The 18859-nt window shown below is 71.4% G+C and carries 19 protein-coding genes; 14 read left to right on the top strand and 5 right to left on the bottom strand.

Translation table 11 applies throughout. The features are described from left to right. Positions 1 to 71: 71 nt before the first annotated feature. From OIC96_RS05355 to OIC96_RS05345, 3 genes are all read right to left on the bottom strand, one after another. A complete protein-coding gene (locus OIC96_RS05355; protein ID WP_330309028.1) occupies positions 72 to 692 on the bottom strand; it encodes a TetR/AcrR family transcriptional regulator in 621 nt (206 codons plus the stop codon). Between the two features lie 93 nt (positions 693 to 785). Continuing rightward, a complete protein-coding gene (locus tag OIC96_RS05350) occupies positions 786 to 1205 on the bottom strand; it encodes a hypothetical protein (protein WP_330309029.1) in 420 nt (139 codons plus the stop codon). A gap of 234 nt (positions 1206 to 1439) precedes the next feature. After that, the gene (locus OIC96_RS05345; protein WP_330310377.1) at positions 1440 to 2618 is read right to left on the bottom strand and encodes a Glu/Leu/Phe/Val dehydrogenase dimerization domain-containing protein; all 1179 of its coding nucleotides are present in this window, start codon (positions 2616 to 2618) and stop codon (positions 1440 to 1442) included. 774 nt (positions 2619 to 3392) lie between these two features. On the opposite strand from OIC96_RS05345, the gene OIC96_RS05340 reads away from it, so the two are divergent. The 12 genes from OIC96_RS05340 to OIC96_RS05285 all read left to right on the top strand — a co-directional run bounded on the left by OIC96_RS05340 (position 3393) and on the right by OIC96_RS05285 (position 15202). Then, entirely contained in the window at positions 3393 to 4610 is a 1218-nt protein-coding gene (locus OIC96_RS05340; RefSeq protein ID WP_330309030.1) for an MBL fold metallo-hydrolase, read from the top strand. 355 nt (positions 4611 to 4965) lie between these two features. Next, positions 4966 to 7164, top strand: a complete 2199-nt coding sequence (locus OIC96_RS05335; protein ID WP_330309031.1) for an ATP-binding protein — start codon at positions 4966 to 4968, stop codon at positions 7162 to 7164. 74 nt (positions 7165 to 7238) lie between these two features. Further along, positions 7239 to 7673 carry a roadblock/LC7 domain-containing protein gene (locus tag OIC96_RS05330; RefSeq protein WP_327433695.1) on the top strand — a complete coding sequence of 145 codons (435 nt, stop codon included), beginning with the start codon at positions 7239 to 7241 and terminating at the stop codon, positions 7671 to 7673. A 2-nt stretch (positions 7674 to 7675) separates the two neighbouring features. After that, complete coding sequence (locus tag OIC96_RS05325; protein ID WP_330310378.1) at positions 7676 to 8047, top strand: DUF742 domain-containing protein; 372 nt, start codon at positions 7676 to 7678, stop codon at positions 8045 to 8047. Further along, positions 8025 to 8624 (top strand): GTP-binding protein, encoded by a 600-nt coding sequence (locus OIC96_RS05320; protein WP_330309032.1) that lies wholly within the window; start codon positions 8025 to 8027, stop codon positions 8622 to 8624. The genes OIC96_RS05325 and OIC96_RS05320 overlap by 23 nt, the downstream gene beginning before the upstream one ends. Positions 8625 to 8652: 28 nt before the next feature. Continuing rightward, positions 8653 to 9243, top strand: a complete 591-nt coding sequence (locus OIC96_RS05315) for a GAF domain-containing protein (RefSeq protein WP_330309033.1) — start codon at positions 8653 to 8655, stop codon at positions 9241 to 9243. A 185-nt stretch (positions 9244 to 9428) separates the two neighbouring features. Beyond that, entirely contained in the window at positions 9429 to 10622 is a 1194-nt protein-coding gene (locus OIC96_RS05310; protein ID WP_330309034.1) for a Gfo/Idh/MocA family protein, read from the top strand. A 181-nt stretch (positions 10623 to 10803) separates the two neighbouring features. Continuing rightward, a complete protein-coding gene (tdh, locus tag OIC96_RS05305; RefSeq protein WP_330309035.1) occupies positions 10804 to 11832 on the top strand; it encodes an L-threonine 3-dehydrogenase in 1029 nt (342 codons plus the stop codon). A gap of 40 nt (positions 11833 to 11872) precedes the next feature. Further along, positions 11873 to 13066: a glycine C-acetyltransferase gene (locus tag OIC96_RS05300; RefSeq protein WP_330309036.1), complete on the top strand. Its 1194-nt coding sequence runs from the start codon at positions 11873 to 11875 to the stop codon at positions 13064 to 13066. A 31-nt stretch (positions 13067 to 13097) separates the two neighbouring features. Further along, positions 13098 to 14003, top strand: a complete 906-nt coding sequence (locus tag OIC96_RS05295; protein ID WP_330309037.1) for a LysR family transcriptional regulator — start codon at positions 13098 to 13100, stop codon at positions 14001 to 14003. Positions 14004 to 14054: 51 nt separating this feature from the next. Then, positions 14055 to 14627 carry a helix-turn-helix domain-containing protein gene (locus tag OIC96_RS05290; RefSeq protein ID WP_330309038.1) on the top strand — a complete coding sequence of 191 codons (573 nt, stop codon included), beginning with the start codon at positions 14055 to 14057 and terminating at the stop codon, positions 14625 to 14627. After that, entirely contained in the window at positions 14624 to 15202 is a 579-nt protein-coding gene (locus OIC96_RS05285) for a GNAT family N-acetyltransferase (RefSeq protein ID WP_330309039.1), read from the top strand. The genes OIC96_RS05290 and OIC96_RS05285 overlap by 4 nt, the downstream gene beginning before the upstream one ends. Before the next feature lie 5 nt (positions 15203 to 15207). Here OIC96_RS05285 and OIC96_RS05280 read toward each other — a convergent pair whose 3' ends face one another. Beyond that, the gene (locus tag OIC96_RS05280; RefSeq protein ID WP_330309040.1) at positions 15208 to 15729 is read right to left on the bottom strand and encodes an ATP-binding protein; all 522 of its coding nucleotides are present in this window, start codon (positions 15727 to 15729) and stop codon (positions 15208 to 15210) included. A gap of 186 nt (positions 15730 to 15915) precedes the next feature. On the opposite strand from OIC96_RS05280, the gene OIC96_RS05275 reads away from it, so the two are divergent. Then, entirely contained in the window at positions 15916 to 16275 is a 360-nt protein-coding gene (locus OIC96_RS05275; protein WP_330309041.1) for an MmcQ/YjbR family DNA-binding protein, read from the top strand. 311 nt (positions 16276 to 16586) lie between these two features. Further along, entirely contained in the window at positions 16587 to 17885 is a 1299-nt protein-coding gene (locus tag OIC96_RS05270; RefSeq protein ID WP_330310379.1) for an MFS transporter, read from the top strand. Positions 17886 to 17902: 17 nt separating this feature from the next. Here OIC96_RS05270 and OIC96_RS05265 read toward each other — a convergent pair whose 3' ends face one another. Further along, positions 17903 to 18814, bottom strand: a complete 912-nt coding sequence (locus OIC96_RS05265; protein ID WP_330309042.1) for a transketolase family protein — start codon at positions 18812 to 18814, stop codon at positions 17903 to 17905. Positions 18815 to 18859: the final 45 nt, after the last annotated feature.

Here is an 18859-nt window from a genome sequence, read left to right as displayed (position 1 = left end):
CGTGGGCGAGACCAGCCACGACGAACCCGCACCCGGCGCACCGGACTGCCGGCGGAGCGCTTGGGCACGCGTCAGCGCACCGCCGCCACCAACGCAGCCCGCTCAAGTCCCAGTTCGCGAGCGAGCGCCTCGTCCACCCATTCGTGGGTCCGCGCCCGTGACACCGCGCCCGCGTACGCCGTCATCTGGACGGCCAGTCCGTCCAGCAGCGCGGTGAGCCGCAGGGCCGTACCCGTGGGATCCGGACAGTGGAACTCGCCCGCGGCCACACCCTCCGCGATGACCTCGATGATCGCGGCCTTCCACTGCCGGTCGAGATCACGGGTGACCTCCCGCAGCGCGGGCTCGCGCAGCGCCGCCGCCCAGCCCTCGATCCACAGCCGCCAGCCCTTGGCCTGCCCGGTCGGCGCGTACCAGCGCACGGCCGCCCGCAGCCGCCGCAGCGCCGTCGTACGGCGGCCGAGCAGCTTGCGCAGATGGGCGAGGTCGTCCTCGGCCGCGTAGGTGAACGCGGCGGCGACCAGCTTCTCCTTCGTCGAGAAGTGGTACAGCACCAGCGCGTTGCTCACCCCGAGCGAGGAGGCCACGTCGGCGATCCGCACCGCCGCCACACCCCGCGCCTCGATCTGCTCGACGGCAGCCCGCAGCAATTCCTCGCGCCGCTCCGCCACGCTCAACCGCACTCTCGCCACGCGGCAACCCTATCCTCCGCCGGGGACAGCGCCGGAGGAGGCCGCTTCCTCCGGTCTCCCCGGCTGGACGGGACCGCGGCGCCCGCGCGCGGATCAGTCCACGAACTGGTAGTCGACCTTGATGCGACCGTCCTCGCCGACGACGAGGAACTCCAGGCCACCGCCCGTCGCTTGTCCCTCCCCGGTGTGGAAGGACTCCCAGCGGAACGTGATCACGTCACGCAGTTGCCGGGCGGCCTCCTGGATCCTGAACACATTCGTCCCTGGGGCGACGAACTCCTCGTAGGCGCGCGTCACGCGTGCGTGCAGCTCGTCGTGGCCGCGGGCCTCCAGCGCGGCGGTGGCGAAGCCGAGGCCCACCGCCCGCTCGTGCATCTCCTGGGGCGGCCGCAGGATGTGCAGACCGTCGTCCGCCCACAGTTCGTGGACGGTCTTGCGGCGGATCTCGGGGTCGGGCTCGTTCCACACGCCTATGTAGCGCTCGATCAGGTCCTGTGCGTCGATGGCGGACATGGTGCTCCTTGCGCGGGTCGGTACGCGAGGTCTGACGTCACCTCGGGATGGGGTTTCCGACGTCACCTCGGTTGCGGTTTCTGACACCACCGACTCTGCTTCCGCACGGCCCGCGCCTCAATTCCCCGCAGGGTATGGCTGCCCTGTGCCAGGACTCCGTGGTCGGAGCGCCCACCACGGCCACCGAGCGCGGGCCGGCACGGGCGGTCAGGCCCGCCCGTGGCGGCCCGTCCGTCATCTGTACCACCCGAACCGCTCCGCGATCACCGGCAGCCGGTCGGTGACGATGGCGTGTGCGGCGGCCCGCGCGGTGGTCCCGTCGGCCTCCGCGCGGGCCAGCATCTGGTCGATCAGGGCGCGCATGGAGCGCCGCGTGTACGCGAACGCCTCGTCCGCGTCGGCGCCGATGTCGCCGAACAGCGTCCACCACCACCAGGCGTTCGTCCCGGAGTTGACGACCACGTCCGGCAGGACGGTGACCCCGCGCGCGGCGAGCAGCTCCTCCGCCTCCGCCAGGACGGGCATGTTGGCCGCCTCGACGATCCAGCGGGCGCTGATCCGCCGCTGGTTCACGGCGTCGATCGCGTACGAGACCGCCGCGGGCACCAGCACCTCCGCGTCGACGGACAGCCAGGCGTCGCCGGGGAGTTCACGGTCCGCGGCGCGCAGGGCCGAGCGGTCGACCGTCCCGTACGCGTCACGCGCCGCGAGCAGCGCCTCGACATCGAGGCCACCGGGGTTCGCGATCGTGCCCTTGATGTCGGCGACGGCCACGACGTCGAGCCCCGCGCGCGCGAGGAAGCGGGCCGTGGCTCCGCCCATGGTGCCCAGGCCCTGGACGGCGACGCGCGTCCCCGCGTAGGCCACCGCGGCGCGGTCCAGGGCCGCGAGCACCGACTCGGCGACACCGCAGCCGCCGACCAGCTCGTCGAGGCCGATACCGTCCACCTCGACCGCGAAGGCGTCGGCGAGCCGCTGCCGGGCCGTCGCCTCGTCGTCGAGCAGCGGGTACACGGCCTGGATGGACGAGACGAGCCCCGCCTCCTCGGCGGCCCGGTCGACCAGGTCCTGGGTGAGGCCGAGGTCCTCGCCGGTGGTCCAGAAGTTCTCGATGTGCGGGCGCATGGCGCGCAGATAGCGCACCAGAAGGCCGTACGCCGCCGGGTCCTGGGGATCGCAGTCGATGCCGCCCTTGGCGCCGCCCAGCGGGATATAGCGGCCCTCGGGGTTGTAGTGCAGGGCCTCTTTCATGGTCATGCCGCGGGCGAGCCCGGCGACCTCCTCCAGCGTGCAGCCGGGACGCATCCGCAGACCGCCGCTGGAGACACCTCGCACCAGCCGGTCGACGACGAGGAAGCCCTGGCGGCCGGTGACATGGTCCGTCCAGGTGAGCGTCATCAGGGGGGCGGTCATCGGTTCTCCTCGGGGATGGCGATCAGGGTGGGGCCGGGGGTACGCAGTGCCTCGGTGAGCGCGGCGGCCGGCTCGTCCGCGCCGCGCGCGCGTGCCCTGCCCTCCGTAGGCGCGGGCCAGGGCGGGCAGGTCGACCGGCGCGTGGCCGGCCGCCGTGGGGGTGTCGCCCCGGGCGGCCATCTCGGCGCGGTTCTCGCGGTAGCCGCCGTTGTCGAACACCAAGACGGGCGGCGCGTGGCCGAGCGTGCCGAAGCCGGTCGGGTGAAGATAGCGGCCTTCGGCACCGAGCGGGAGGTACGGGATCCAGCGCGCGTCGCGTTCGGCGGTCCCGGCATCACGGGCGGCCCGCAAGGCGCGCGCCTGCGAAAGCGTCCTTGTCAGCCTCCACACGGGTCACCGGAGCGGTTACTGAATCATTGGTCAGTATCGGAACTGGCGCGGGGTCCTGTCAACGTACTGAATGGATCATCAGTAGAGGGCGGCTGGGGCGGCGCGGGCCCGGTCCGTCGGACGCACCCCTCCGAGGGGGGTCAGTGAGGGAGCGGAGCGGGTCCGCCCGGCGACTTCAGGTTGTACTCGCCTCCGTCACCGGTGAGCACCCCTGTGCCCGGGGTGCTCGAGTACGGTTCCCTGGCGCGGAAGAAGTGCGGGCGCGGTGGGGTTGAGGAGAGACAGACCCAGGGCCACGGACATCGTGCTGTGACAGGGGCGACCCGGCGCTGTCAGAGGCGACGACCATAATGAAAGCCTGACCGACTCCATATGGAGGTATCCGTGACCGGTTTCCGTACCTTGAGCTCCGGGCTCCGCTCGCTGCGGCCCGCCGCCTTCGGCGCGGATCCGGGTGGTGAGCGCATGGAGCGCATCCGCAGGTCGCCGAACTTCGCGGACGGTGTCTTCCAGAATCCGGAGAGTGCCCGGACCCGCCCCGACGGTTCCATGGTCGAGTTCGCGAAGGTCTACTTCCGCAGCGAGGAGCGCGCCCACCGCGCCCCGACTGGGACGGTGCCGGTGCACGCGACGACGCTCGCCGACCTGGCCAGGCCCGCGGCGAGCGGCCTGCGGATCACCTGGATGGGGCACTCCAGCGTCCTCGCGGAGATCGACGGGCACCGCGTGCTCTTCGACCCGGTCTGGGGCGAGCGCTGCTCCCCGTTCAACTTCGCCGGGCCCAAGCGGCTGCATCCGGCGCCCCTGCCGCTGGCGGCGCTCGGTCCGGTCGACGTCGTCGTCATCTCGCACGACCACTACGACCATCTCGACCTGCCCAGCATCAAGGCCCTGGCCGACACGGACACGGTGTTCGCGGTGCCGCTCGGCGTCGGCGCCCACCTCGAGCACTGGGGTGTCTCGGCGGACCGGCTGCGCGAGCTGGACTGGAACGAGACGACGAAGATCGGCGGAATCTCCCTGACCGCCACACCGGCGCGTCACTTCTGCGGCCGCGGTCTGCGCAACACACAGCACACACTGTGGGCCTCCTGGGCCGTCGCGGGCGACGAGCATCGGATCTACCACAGCGGCGACACCGGCTATTTCCAGGGCTTCAAGGACATCGGCGCCGAGCACGGCCCGTTCGACGCCACGATGATCCAGATCGGCGCGTACAGCGAGTTCTGGCCCGACATCCACATGACGCCCGAGGAGGGTATGCGCGCGCACCTGGACCTCCAGAGCGGGCGGCCCTCCGGAGTGATGCTGCCGATCCACTGGGCGACGTTCAACCTGGCGACGCACCCCTGGGCGGAGCCCGGCGAGGGCACGATGGCCGCCGCGCACGCGGTCGGCGCGCGCGTCGCGCTGCCGCGCCCCGGCGAGCCCTTCGAACCCACGGCCGAGACCATCCCGTCCGAACCCTGGTGGCGCGGCGTGTCCCTCCCGCCGGCGGGCGGATGGCCGGCCGTCGAGAAGGCCGTCGCCGCCACACCGGGTGACGTCGCCGCCGACGCGACCGAGGGCACCGGGGAGCCGGAGACGGTGCCCGCGGGCTGAATTTCCTGAATTTCCGATGGACGGCGAGGGCCGGGGAGCGAACTGCTCCCCGGCCCTCGCTGCCTGTTTATGACCACTCCTGACCAGCTCCGATCGGATCGACGCCCCGCTGGAACGCGTGTCCGATGGAGTTATCGGTCTGTCGTACGAGGCCTCATACCAGAGCGGGACGCTGACCGTGGGACTTTGTCAACTGCCCACCGCACATGATGCGTTGCCGACTACTGTGAGTTGCCGTCGGGCGACGCAGGGCCGATTTTTTCGGCACTCTCGACCGACACCGCGATGGCGCACGCCCGAGTCGCGCAGACCGCGGGAGCCCCCGCGCTTCCGACGCCACAGTACGAGGACACCGATGTCTCACCTTCGCGCACCGGCCGCACGCGCAGACCGCCGTGAGGGCGGACGGCACGGGCGACCGGTCGCCCATACCGCCCCCTCGCTGCCCGAGACCCACCTGCGGCCCCAGCTGCTGCGTCTGGCGGTCCTGCCACCGATCGCGGTGGCCCTCAGCGCGTGCGCGGCCGTACTGTTCACCGTCCGCTCCACCGGCGCCCGGCCCGGCCTCATCCTGTGGGCCGTACTCGCCGGAGCCGTGGGCGTGGCCCTGGCCGGCATCCTGATCGCCGCCGTGGCCGCCGACCGTGCCGCCAAGTCCGTACGGGACCGCATCGGCGCTCTGCGCCGCACCAGCGCGCGGACGGAGGACGACCTGCGCGGCCTCGTCGAGGGACTGCGCCGGGGCGAGACCCCGCCCGCGCGCAAGGCCCGTCGCCAACCCCCGGCGGACGCCGACGACTTCGAGCTGCTCGCCGCCGACCTCTCGCGGGCGCACGACGGTGCCGTCGTGGCCGTCGTGCAGGCCTCGCAGCTCTCCAGCCAGGCGGGCAGCGAACAGAAGGTCGAGGTCTTCGTCAACCTGGCCCGCCGCCTGCAGTCCCTCGTGCACCGCGAGATCTCCATCCTGGACGAGCTGGAGAACGAGATCGAGGACCCGGACCTGCTCAAGGGCCTGTTCCACGTCGACCACCTCGCCACCCGCATCCGCCGCCACGCCGAGAACCTCGCCGTCCTCGGCGGCGCCGTCTCGCGCCGTCAGTGGAGCAACCCCGTCTCCATGACCGAGGTGCTGCGCTCCGCGATCGCCGAGGTCGAGCAGTACTCGCGGGTCAAGCTGGTGCCCCCGATCGACGGCACCCTGCGCGGGCACGCGGTCGCCGACGTCATCCACCTGCTGGCCGAACTCGTCGAGAACGCCACGGTGTTCTCGGCCCCGCACACCCAAGTGCTGCTCCGCGTCAACCTGGTCACCTCCGGACTCGCCGTCGAGGTGGAGGACCGGGGCCTCGGCATGCCGCTCGGCGAGCAGAACAAGATGAACGCCCTGCTCGCCGACCCCGACCAGGTCAATGTCGCCAGCCTGCTGCAGGACGGGCGCATCGGCCTGTTCGTGGTCTCGCAGCTCGCCCGGCGGCACGGTATCCATGTCCGGCTGCAGACCAACATCTACGGCGGTGTCCAGGCGGTACTCGTCGTGCCGCAGGCGTTGCTGGGTACCCCGCCGGGCACCCCCGGGGACGTCACGCAGGGGCAGCCGCAGGAGGTGCCCGGGGGAGGGCGCCCGCCCGCGAGACCGCAGGTCACGCAGCCGGTGCCGGCACCCGCGTCGCCCGGCGGCCGCGCGGTGTCCCCCATGCCGCGGCAGTCCCGGCGGGACCAGGCACCACCGCCCGCCGTACCGGGCACGCCGCTCGCACCGGTCGTGGGCGGCAGTGGTCCCGCGCCGCTCCCCGTGCGAGGTACCCACAGGGAACGGCCCAACCCGGCGGAGGCCCTGCCCGGCATCCGCCCCGAAGACCGGCGCACCGCGGCGGAGAACGCGGCCGTGCCGCCCACGCCGCGCGGCGGCGCCGTCCGCGGCACCATGGGCAAGCCCCAACTGCCCAGGCGACGTGCCCAGGAGCACATCGCGCCCCAACTGCGCGACGGGCCCGCACCCCGCCAGGAGACGGAGTACGTCGCCGGCCACGACCCGGGCCTGATGGCGGCGTTCCAGCGGGGGATCGGTCTCGCGGAGGCGGCTCACGCGGAGACGGAGCGCATGGGGGCATCGCCCGTGCAGTCATCGTCCAAGAGCCGGGCGCACCTGGACCTGGTGCACACGGATCCGCTGCCGCCTCTGGAGGTGGTCCGGGTGGACGTGCCGCCGGTGGGCGCGGCCCACCTGGATGGTGCGCACATGGACCACGCCCACGTGACGCGCGCGCACATGGACGACTCGCACATGGACGACGCCCACATGGAGCGACCGCACCTGGATGTATTGCACATGGATGGCGTGGCCCAGATGGACGGGTCGTCCTCCGCCGCCGACACCCCCAACGTCGGTGCCCTCAGGGACGTACCGCTGATGGACGCGACACCCGCGCCCACGGCGCAGATAGCCGAAGCGCACGCGCCGGCGCCGCACGACGCGCAGGGGACGCGGGACACCGCGCCCACGCCCGGACATGACCTCACTGCCCGGCACGACGGGAGCACACCGGCCGGATGACGACGCCCCTCACCACCCCCACCCCCACTTCCTCCGCTCCCGCAGACCTTCGTACCCCAAGGAGTCGATCCACCATGGCGAGCGATGCGCCGACCGGCCATGTATCCGATCTCGACTGGCTGATGAGCGGTCTCGTACAGCGCGTACCCCACACCACCAGCGCGGTACTGCTGTCCTGCGACGGGCTCGTGAAGTCGGTCCACGGCCTCGACCCGGACAGCGCCGACCACATGGCGGCGCTGGCCTCCGGCCTCTACTCCCTCGGCCGCAGCGCGGGCGTCCGCTTCGGGGACGGCGGCGACGTACGGCAGGTCGTCGTCGAACTCGACTCGACCCTGCTGTTCGTCTCCACCGCGGGCTCCGGAACCTGTCTCGCCGTGCTCGCCGGACGCGAGGCGGACGCGGCGGTGCTCGGCTACGAGATGGCGATGCTCGTCAAGAGCGTCCGGCCGTATCTGATGACCGCGCCCCGGCAGCCCGCCGTCGGCCCCTCGGCGATGAGGCCTTGAGCGTGGCCGCGGCCGGCGACGGGCCCTGGCTCGACGACGCGGCCGGACGGCTGGTGCGCCCTTACACGGTCAGCAACGGCCGGACCCGGCCCACGACCGCGCTCGACCTCCTGTCCCAGGTCATGGCCACCGGAGCCACCCCCCTCGGCTACCTCGGCCCCGAGCACAGCCAGGCACTCGAACTGTGCCGGATGCCCGTCTCGGTCGCGGAGATCGCCGCCCATCTGAAGCTCCCGGCGGTGGTCACCAAGGTCCTGCTGTCCGACCTCGTCGACTGCGGGGCGCTCACCACGAAGCCCCCGTCCTTCCACCACAACCCCACTGACCGGTCTCTTCTGGAGGCAGTGCTCGATGGACTACGACGACAGCTCTGATCCCTTCCCCACCGCATTGAAGATCTTGGTGGCGGGAGGGTTCGGAGTCGGCAAGACAACCTTCGTCGGCGCGGTGAGCGAGATCGCGCCGCTCAGCACGGAGGAGCTGCTCACCACGGTCAGCGCAGCGACCGACAGTCTCGACGGCATCGAGAACAAGGTCGAGACCACCGTGGCGATGGACTTCGGCCGCATCACCCTCGATCCGGAACACGTTCTCTATCTGTTCGGCACACCCGGGCAGGAGCGGTTCTGGTTCATGTGGGACGAGCTCTCCGAAGGCGCGTTGGGCGCGGTGATCCTTGCCGACACCCGCCGACTGGAGGACTGTTTCGCGGCCGTGGACTTCTTCGAGCAGCGCGGCCTCGGATTCATCGTCGCGATCAACGAGTTCGACGGCTCGTACCGCTACGACCCCGCGGAGGTGCGCGCGGCCATCGACCTCGACCCCGGGATCCCCGTCGTGCGCTGCGACGCCCGGATCTCCAGCTCGGGCGTGCAGACCCTGCTCACCCTGGTCCGCCACCTGCTCGCCCACGCGCCCGCACACGCCCCGAGCCACGGAGCCCACACATGACACCCACCCCGAGCCAGGGAGCCCGCACATGAGTTACGACCCGCCGCGTACGGCCGGTCGTCTGCTGCTCACCCCTGAGGACAAGGACGCCCCGGCCCGGGTGCGGCGGCTGCGCCGACTGGGGCTGGGGGAGCGCACGGAACCGGCCTTCGACGCCTTCGCGGACCGGCTCGCCGAGGTCGCCGCGGTTCCCTACTCGATGGTCAACTTCATCGATGAGAACCGGCAGTTCTTCGCCGGTCTGCACACCCCGGACGCAGGCGGCCCGGGCGTCCTGCCCGCAGGCGGCACCGAGGACAACGCCGCCCCCCAGGTGGGCCGCTACATGACCCGCGACTACGGCTTCTGCCCCCATGTGGTGGTCCGCCGCAAGGCGCTGGTCCTGGAGGACGTCTGCGACTATCCGCGCTTTGCCGGGAACCCGGTCGTCGACGACTTCGGCGTCCGCTCCTACCTGGGCGCCCCGCTGATCGACCACACGGGCATCGCCCTCGGCACGGTCTGCGTCGTCGACGTCGAGCCGCGCCCCTGGGGGAAGGCAGGGCTGGAGACCATCAAGTCGCTGGCGGCGGAACTGGTCGAGCTGCTGGCACGGCGGGAGGGCGGCCTGGGGTTCTGACGAGGGGCCGGGCAGTCGGCGCCCGGCGTTGGTGTGTGTGATGCGCCCACATGGGATGTACGTACGGCATGTCTCCGTAGTCGCATGTCGGCAGTCGTATGTCGGTGCCCAGGAGAGGTTGACCCGCCCGGTACGGAGGAACGCTGCGCACCGAGCCTCTTCGACACCGCATGGAAAGGCACACCATGACCGACCTGCGTCTCGGTGCCCTCGGCTTCGGCCTGCGCGGTTCCCTCGCGCGCATCGCCCACCGTCCCGGCCGGGGCTCCCGCGTGACCGTCGTCGCCGAACACGACCCGGTGCTGCGGGACCGCGCCGCCGACCGCATCCCCGGCGCCCGGACCGTCGACGACCACCACAAGGTCATCGGCGACCCCGAAGTCGACGCCGTGCTCGTCCTCACCCCGGACCACACACACGCCGACATCGCGTGCGAGGCGCTGCGCGCGGGCAAGGCCGTCTTCGTCGAGAAGCCTCTGGACATCACCATCGAGCGCTGCGACCGGATCCTGCGCACCGCCTTCGAGACCGGAAGCCGGCTGTATGTGGGCCACAACATGCGCCACATGCCGGTGATCCGGCTGATGCGCGACATCATCGAGCGCGGCGACATCGGCACGGTCAAAACAGTGTGGGTGCGCCACTTCGTCGGCTACGGCGGAGACTGGTACTTCAAGGACTGGCACGCCGAACGCCGGTACACCACCGGCCTGTTGCTGCAGAAGGGCGCCCACGACATCGACGTACTGCACTGGTTGGCCGGTGGCTACACCCGGCAGGTGCAGGCGCTCGGCGACCTCATGGTGTACGGGGACATTCCGCACAGGCGGGCGCCGGGAGAGCCCAAGACGGCCGACTGGTACACGAAGGACGGCCACTGGCCCCCGCACACCCAGCGGGCGCTGAACCCTGTGATCGACGTCGAGGACGTGTCGCTCGTCAACATGCGCCTGGACAACGGGGTCCTGGCGGCCTACCAGCAGTGTCACTTCGCCCCCGACTACTGGCGCAACTACACCGTCATCGGTGACGCGGGCCGCCTGGAGAACTTCGGGGACGGGCCCGGCGGCGTGGTGAAGGTGTGGAACAGCCGCCGCTCGGGGCAGCGGGACCGGGCCGACGCCGAGTACCCGGTGCCGCAGGCCGACGAGGACACCGCGCACGGGGGTGCCGACCCGCTGCTGATCGACGAATTCCTGCGGTTCGTGCGGGAGGGCGGGCGCACCGACACCTCCCCGGTCGCCGCGCGTATGGCGGTGGCGGCCGGATTCCGGGCCACCGAGTCACTGCGGGACGGCGGCAGCGCGCGCGAGGTGCCGCCGCTCGCCGCGGAACTGGTCGCCTACTTCGAGCGGGGGCAGGTCCGCGGGGAGGCGTGAAAGAAGCCGCGGCCGCTGCTCAGGGAACAGGCGTGAAGGAAAGCTGCGGCCGCGCTTAAGAAAACCTCGATGGACCAAGAGCACCGGCGTACGGCAGATTCCTACGGGAATTCACCCCTCTCCCCGGTACGGGCTCCTTCGGCGTGCCCTGCCCCGGGACCTCACCCACAGGAGCCGTAGCGTGAAGGCGCTGGTCAAGGAGAAGGCGGAGCCCGGGCTCTGGCTCGCGGACGTTCCGGAGCCGCAGGCCGGCCCCGGCGACGTACTGATCAAGGTCCTCAGGACCGGGATCTGCGGCACCGACCTGCACATCCGCAACTGGGACGGCTGGGCGCAGCAGGCCATCGACACGCCGCTGGTGCTCGGGCACGAGTTCGTCGGCGAGGTCGTCGAGACCGGCCGTGACGTCCCCGACATCAAGGTCGGCGACCGCGTCAGCGGCGAGGGTCACCTGGTCTGCGGCAAGTGCCGCAACTGTCTGGCCGGGCGCCGCCACCTCTGCCGCGCCACGGTCGGCCTGGGCGTCGGCCGCGACGGCGCGTTCGCCGAGTACGTGGTCCTGCCCGCCGCCAACGTGTGGGTGCACCGCGTCCCCGTCGACCTCGACGTCGCCGCGATCTTCGACCCGTTCGGCAACGCCGTGCACACGGCGCTGTCCTTCCCGCTGGTCGGCGAGGACGTCCTGATCACCGGCGCGGGCCCGATCGGCCTGATGGCCGCGGCCGTGGCCCGCCATGCGGGTGCCCGCAACGTCGTCATCACCGACGTCAGCGAGGAGCGCCTGGAGCTGGCCCGCAAGATCGGCGTGAGCCTCGCGCTGAACGTCGCGCACGGGACGATCGCCGACGGTCAGCGCGAACTGGGTCTGCGCGAGGGCTTCGACATCGGCCTGGAGATGTCTGGCCGCCCCGAAGCGATGCGCGACATGATCGCCAACATGACACACGGCGGCCGTATCGCGATGCTGGGCCTGCCCGCCCAGGAGTTCCCGGTCGACTGGTCCCGGATCGTCACCTCCATGATCACGATCAAGGGCATCTACGGCCGCGAGATGTTCGAGACCTGGTACGCCATGTCGGTCCTCCTCGAAGGCGGCCTCGACCTCGCGCCCGTCATCACCGGCCGGTACGGCTACCGCGACCACGAGGCGGCCTTCGCGGACGCGGCCGGCGGCCGCGGCGGCAAGGTCATCCTCGACTGGACTGTCTGAGACCTCCACGATCTCCACGGAACTCTCTAAGGAACTGATGATGTTCGATTCCGTACGCGACGACCTGCGCACCACCCTCGACGAGATCCGCGCCGCCGGACTGCACAAGCCCGAGCGCGTCATCGGCACCCCGCAGTCCGCGACCGTGAACGTCACCGCGGGCGGCCGCCCCGGCGAGGTCCTCAACTTCTGCGCGAACAACTACCTCGGCCTCGCCGACCACCCCGAGGTCGTCGCCGCCGCCCACGAGGCGCTCGACCGCTGGGGCTACGGCATGGCGTCCGTGCGCTTCATCTGCGGTACGCAGGAGGTGCACAAGGAGCTGGAGGCGCGGCTGTCCGCGTTCCTCGGCCAGGAGGACACGATCCTCTACTCCTCCTGCTTCGACGCCAACGGCGGTGTCTTCGAGACCCTTCTCGGAGCCGAGGACGCGGTCATCTCCGACGCCCTCAACCACGCCTCGATCATCGACGGCATCCGGCTGTCCAAGGCGCGCCGCTTCCGGTACGCCAACCGTGACATGGCCGATCTGGAGGCCCAGCTCAAGGAGGCCTCCGACGCCCGTCGCCGGCTGATCGTCACCGACGGCGTGTTCTCGATGGACGGCTATGTCGCGCCCCTGAAGGAGATCTGCGACCTCGCCGACCGCTACGACGCCATGGTCATGGTCGACGACTCGCACGCCGTCGGCTTCGTCGGCCCCGGCGGCCGCGGCACCCCCGAGCTGCACGGCGTGATGGACCGCGTCGACATCATCACGGGCACCCTGGGCAAGGCGCTCGGCGGGGCGTCCGGCGGTTACGTCGCCGCCCGCGCCGAGATCGTCGCCCTGCTGCGCCAGCGGTCGCGTCCGTACCTCTTCTCGAACACGCTCGCCCCGGTGATCGCGGCGGCCTCCCTGAAGGTCCTCGACCTGCTGGAGTCGGCCGACGACCTGCGCGTCCGGCTCGCCGAGAACACCGCGCTCTTCCGCTCCCGGATGACCGAGGAGGGCTTCGACATCCTCCCCGGCGACCATGCGATCGCCCCCGTCATGATCGGCGACGCGTCCGTCGCCGGGCGCATGGCGGAGCTGCTCCTGGAGCGCGGGGTGTACGTGATCGGCTTCTCGTACCCGGTGGTTCCGCAGGGGCAGGCCCGTATCCGGGTGCAGCTGTCCGCGGGGCACTCGACGGAGGATGTGAACCGGGCGGTGGACGCGTTCGTGGCCGCACGCGCGGAGCTGGAGAGCTGAAAGGCGCGCGTGACCTGAGAGAATCGGTCACATGATCGAAGCGCGGCGGCTCCACATCCTCCGTGCGGTGGCCGACCACCGCACGGTGACGGCGGCTGCCGCCGCGCTCTATCTCACGCCCTCGGCCGTCTCCCAGCAGCTGGCCGCGCTGGAACAGGAGACGGGGCACCGGCTCGTCGAGCGCGGTGCCAAGGGTGTACGGCTGACGCCCGCCGGCGAGATCCTGCTCAGCCACACCAACGCCGTGCTCGCCCAACTGGAGCGCGCCGAAGCCGAGCTGGCCGCGTACAGCTCGGGCTCCGCGGGTACCGTCACCGTCGCCTCCTTCGCGACCGGCATCGGCCTGGTCGTCGCCCCCGCGCTGGCCCGCCTCGCCACCACGGCGCCCGGTATCCACATCCGCGTCCAGGACGCCGAGGGTGACGCCAGCCTGCCGATGGTGCTCGACCGGCAGGTCGACATCGCGGTCGCCGTCGAATACCGGGGCGGCCCGGACGCGGACGACCCGCGCCTCACGCACGTGCCCCTGTACGCCGAGCCCTTCGACGCGGTCGTCCCGGTCACCCATCGCCTGGCCGGTGCCGACGAGGTCCCGCTCGCCGAGTTGGCCAAGGACCCGTGGATCGGCCCGTACCCGGGCAACCCGTGCCACGACGTGGTCGTCCTGGCCTGCGAGAACGCCGGATTCCAGCCGCGCCTCGAACACTCCTCGGACGACTTCCGCGCCGTCGTCGCCCTCGCCTCGGCCGACGCGGGCGTGGCTCTGGTGCCCCGCTCGGCGTTGCGCGGCATGGATCTCACGGGGGTCCTCGTACGCCCGGTCGACGGCGTCGCGCCCACCCGCCGCGTCTTCGCCGCCGTACGCCGCGGAGCGGAGGGGCACCCGCTGATCCGGCCGGTACTGGAGGCACTGGCGGAGGCCGCGACCGTGGAATGACGGGCATGCCTCCCCTGTCGTGTGTTTCGCATCTGGGATAGCATCCCGGATATGGGAAACGATGTTGAGGATGCCGTCGACGTCCGGCTCGGGGCCCGGCTGGCCGAGCTGCGGGCCGAACGCAGCTGGTCTTTGGGAGAGCTGGCGGAGCGCAGCGGGGTCAGCCGCTCGACCCTGTCCCGTGCCGAGCGCGCGGAGATCAGCCCCACGGCCTCGCTGCTGAACCGCCTGTGCGGGGTGTACGGGCGGACCATGTCGCAGCTGCTCAGCGAGATCGAGGCGGAACCCGCGCTGTTGGTGAGGGCGGCCGACCAGGTGATCTGGGAGGACAAGGCCTCCGGTTTCGTACGGCGATCGGTGTCGCCGCCGCACGCCGGGCTGCGCGGCGAACTCGTCGAGGGACGGCTCGCGGCCGGCGCCGACATCGCGTACGACCGTCCTCCCGTGCCCGGCCTGGAACAGCACATCTGGGTCCTCGACGGAACGCTGGACGTGACGGCGCAGGATGTCGACCACCGCCTCGCCGCCGGCGACTGCCTCCGGCTGCGGGTGTGGGGCCCGACGCGTTTTCGCTGCCCCGGCCCCGAGGACGTGCGGTACGCGCTGGCGGTGGTGCTGCCGTGACCACCGTCTCCCGGCTCAGTGCGGCCGAACTCATCGCGTCCGCCGAGGAGTTGGCCGACGTCTTGACGGACACCGTGGCCGGCGGGGCCTCGGTCGGTTTCCTCTGGCCGCTCGACCGCGCGGCGGCCGTCGCCTGGTGGGAGGGGCGCGCGGCCGCGGTGTCGGCCGGTCATCTCGCCGTGTGGGTGGCTCTTGACGAGGCCCGGCTGCTCGGCACCGTCAGCCTCGCCTTCCCGGACAAGCCCAACAGCCGCCACCGTGCCGAACTCGTGAAGCTGATGGTGCACCGGGACGGCCGCGGACAAGGCCTCGGCCGTACGCTCCTGGCGGCCGCCGAGACCGAGGCGGCCGCCGCGGGAGTGACCCTCCTGCATCTGGACACCGAGACCGACAGCCCCGCCGAGTCCCTCTATCACTCGGCGGGCTGGACCCGGCTCGGGGCGATACCCGACTACGCGGCTTCGCCGTCGGGCGAGTTGCGCCCGACGACGATCTTCTACAAGCACGTGGGGGCCGGAGAGGGGGCAGGAGCGGGAGGAGAAGCCGGGGCGGAAGCGGCGGCCGTCGGCAGGTGACGACCTCAGCTCTTGACGGCCTCTGCGATCCGCAGGGCGGCCTGGGCGGGCGTGAGGTGCGTGGTGTCGACGACCTCGGCCTCGCCGTGGAGCCACGTGCGGGCCGCCTCGGCGTAGGGCTCAAGGTATGTGAGGCGGAACGGGGAGGGGCCAAGAAGAGCGTCCCCCTCGATACGCCCGCGGAGGGTGTCCTGGTCGGCGTGGAGGACGAAGTGCCGTACCGGAATGGCATGTTGGGCGAGGCCCGTGCTGATCTCGCGCCAGTACTCCTCGACCAGGACAGTCATGGGCATCACCAGGGTGCCGCCGGTGTAGTCGAGTACGCGGCGGGCGGTCTCGACCACGAGCTGCCGCCACGGCGGCCAGTGCTGGAAGTTGTCCGTTCTGGGCAGCCCCGGCGTGATGTCCATGAGTGTCTCGCCGACCTTCTCGGCGTCGAACACCCGTGAATCCGGGATCAGCTGCTGCACGAGTGGACTGGTCGTCGTCTTGCCCGCACCGTGGGTGCCGTTGAGCCATACGATCACGGGACCCGACGCTAGTGCAGTGCGGACCGCGGAAACGGGCACAGCGGAAATCAGGTACGGCTTCGGCGTTTCTCAGGGTGGTGCCAACCACCAGGATCAGGTGTCACCTGTCTCGAAGACCCGCACCGGGTCCGGCGCGAGCTCCGAGCAGCCGCGATGTCAGTGCCATTGGCTACGGTGCGTCTCATGCCGGATGCCGAAGACGTACGCCGTATCGCCCTCTCTTTGCCGGACACGACGGAGAAGATCGCCTGGAGCATGCCCACGTTCCGGGTGGCGGGAAAGATGTTCGCCACGCTGCCCGAGGAGGAGACCTCCATCGCCGTGCGCTGCCCGAAGGAGGAGCGCGACGAACTCGTCCTGGCCGAGCCGGGGAAGTTCTGGATCGCCGACCACGAGGCGGTTTTCGCCTGGGTCCGGGTCCGGCTCGCCTCCCTGGAGGACGACGACGAACTCCGCGACATCCTCGCCGACTCCTGGCGCCAGGCGGCCCCGCCCCGACTGCTCGACTCCTACCCGGAGTTGGGCCTCCCGTCCGGCGACTGAAATTCTTCCGGCGTTGTCAGTGCCCCGTGGCATGATCCGGCAGCAGGAGTGGAGAGCGGGACGCTCCACTCCGCGGGGGAGTGGTGGGGCATCGGCAGGACAGGGCGCGACAGGGGAGGGGTGCGAGCGGGATGGCCGGCACGTCATCGGGCGAGAAGCCGTCATGTGCTTCCGAGACACGGAGCGGAGCCTCGGAGAATCGACGCGGAGCTTCTGAGGGGCGACGCGTTGCTTCCGGAGCACCGCACGAAGACTTCGCGACGCTGCCCGGAACTACCGAGACGTCGCACGAACGTCCCGGCCGCCCTGACATCGTTGCCGAGGACGGGCCCCGTCGGCCCGTCTGGTCACGGGACTTCGCCCTGTTCTTCGTCGCGCGGGCCCTCGCCCGGCTCGGCGACACCATGCTGCCGGTGGCGCTCGCCGCGGGACTGCTGCAGTACGGGTACGGGGTGGGCGCGGTCGGCCTCGCCATGGCCGCGTCGGCCGCCTCCTTCGCCGGCCTGGTGATCTTCGGCGGGGTCATCGCCGACCGGTTCAGCACGCGCAAGCTGATGATCGGTGCCGACCTGGTGCGGCTGGCCACCCAGTCCCTCGCCGCCGTGCTGTTCTTCGCCGACCATGTGGTCCTCTGGCAGATCTGCGCGATCGGCGCCGTCAACGGAGTGGCGGGCGCGGTCTTCCAGCCCGGCGTCGCGAGCACGGTGCCGCGCCTCGCCACCGACGTACAGGGGGCCAACGGAGCCATAAGGATCGCCGAGTCCGCCGCCCAGCTCGTGGGCCCCGCCCTCGCGGGTCTGCTGGTCGCCTTCGCCTCGGCCGGCGGAGTCTTCGCGGCCCACGCGGCCACGTACGCGCTGAGCGCCCTGTGCCTGCTGCTGCTCCGGCTGCCCCCGGTCGCGCCGGGAAGCCAGGCGCACGGCGGCAGCTTCAAGGCCGATCTCGCCGAGGGCTGGCGGGAGTTCAGATCCCGGACCTGGCTATGGGGCGTCATCGTCATCTGGTGCGTCTACATGATCTCCATCTGGGGCCCGACCGTCCCACTGGTGGCGACGGAGGTGGTCCAGCAGCACGGCCCGCGCGCCTACGGCCTGGTCAACTCGGCCCTCGGCGCGGGCACCGTCATCGGCGGACTGATCGCACTGCGGCTGTGCCCCCGCCGTATGCTGCGGGCCGGCTCGTTCGCCCTCTTCGCCTTCGCCTGCTTCCCCGCGTCCGTCGGGGCGGGGCTCGGTGTGGCGGCCATGTCGGCCGGAGCGGTGATAGCGGGGGCGGGGATGTCGCTCTGGGGCGTGATGTGGGCGACCAGCGTGCAGACGCAGGTCGCGCCGGACGTCCTCAACCGCATCCACGCCTACGACGTCGCCGGCTCCCTCGCGATGATGCCCGTCGGCCAGGCCCTGGCGGGACCGGCCGCCACGGCCCTAGGCGCGGACCATGTCCTCCTCATCGCAGGCGTCATGACCCTCGTCGTCTCGACGGCCCTGCTGTCGGTGCCCGCGATACGCAACCTGGTGCGCGTCGATACCCCTATACCCCCGTCGCGTACGACCGCGGTGATGCCTGAAGCGGCTCACACGGCCCGGCGGGACGACCGTCGAGCCGTGTGAGGGACCGGGCGCGGGGATCAGACGCCGACCCGTGCCCCCAGGAAGCCGTCGATCCGCTCCCGCAGGGACCTCGCGCCGAGGCCGTGCGCGGCGACGTGTTCCTCGATGGTGCCGTACCGGCGCAGCTCACGACGGCCCACGCCGAGACCGAGGACGCGGTGGGGTACGTCGACGAGCGCGTCGTTCGCGGCCGTCGTGGACGTACCGGCCAGGTACGGCTCCACAAGGACGACATCGGTGCCCGCGGTCTCCGTCGCGCGGCGCAGCGCGGCCGTGTCGAACGGGCGCACGGTGGTGGCGTACAGCACGGTGACGTCGAGCCCTTCCGTGGCGGCCAGTACGGCGTCGAGCATCGGCCCGACGGCGACCACGACACCGGCACGGCCTTCGCGGACGGTGAGGAAGCGTGTCCCGTCGACCGCGTGCCCGTGCGTGTTGGACTGCGCGGACAGCCGCACGTACACCTTGTCGTCCCCGGCGGCGACGGCATGGCGCAGCAGTGTCTCGGCCTCGTCGGGGTGGCCGGGGACATGCACGGTCCAGCCGTCCAGCGTGTCGAGCAGGGCCACATCACCGGGCGCCATGTGCGTGAAGCCGCCGGCGGGCCAGTCGAAGGAGGCGGCGGCGCTCACCAGCACCGCGCCCACGTCCTGGTGCCCGAGGTCGAGCTTGACCTGCTCGAAGGGGCGCTCGACGAGGAAGCTGGCGAAGGTGTGGACCACGGGGCGCAGCCCGGTCAGGGCCAGTCCCGCGCCCGCCCCGATCAGGAGCTGTTCGCGAATCCCGACGTTGATCACCCGATCCGGGTGCCGGCGCTGTGCCTCCGTGAATCCGTCCTTGCCGATCTCGGCGAGGACGACCGCGACGCGCGGGTCCTCGTCGAGCAGCCGTGAGACGACAGGGGCGAATCGGTCACGCATGGTGTCCATGAGATGTCGTGTCCTTCCAGAAGGCGTACGAGAGGGGCGGGCGCG

The sequence above is a fragment of the Streptomyces sp. NBC_00775 genome (genome assembly GCF_036347135.1).
In the GTDB taxonomy this organism is placed as follows: Bacteria; Actinomycetota; Actinomycetes; order Streptomycetales; family Streptomycetaceae; genus Streptomyces; species Streptomyces lutosisoli.
The sequence above is the reverse complement of the archived record's forward strand: the minus strand, read 5'-3'. Positions and strand labels throughout refer to the sequence as shown.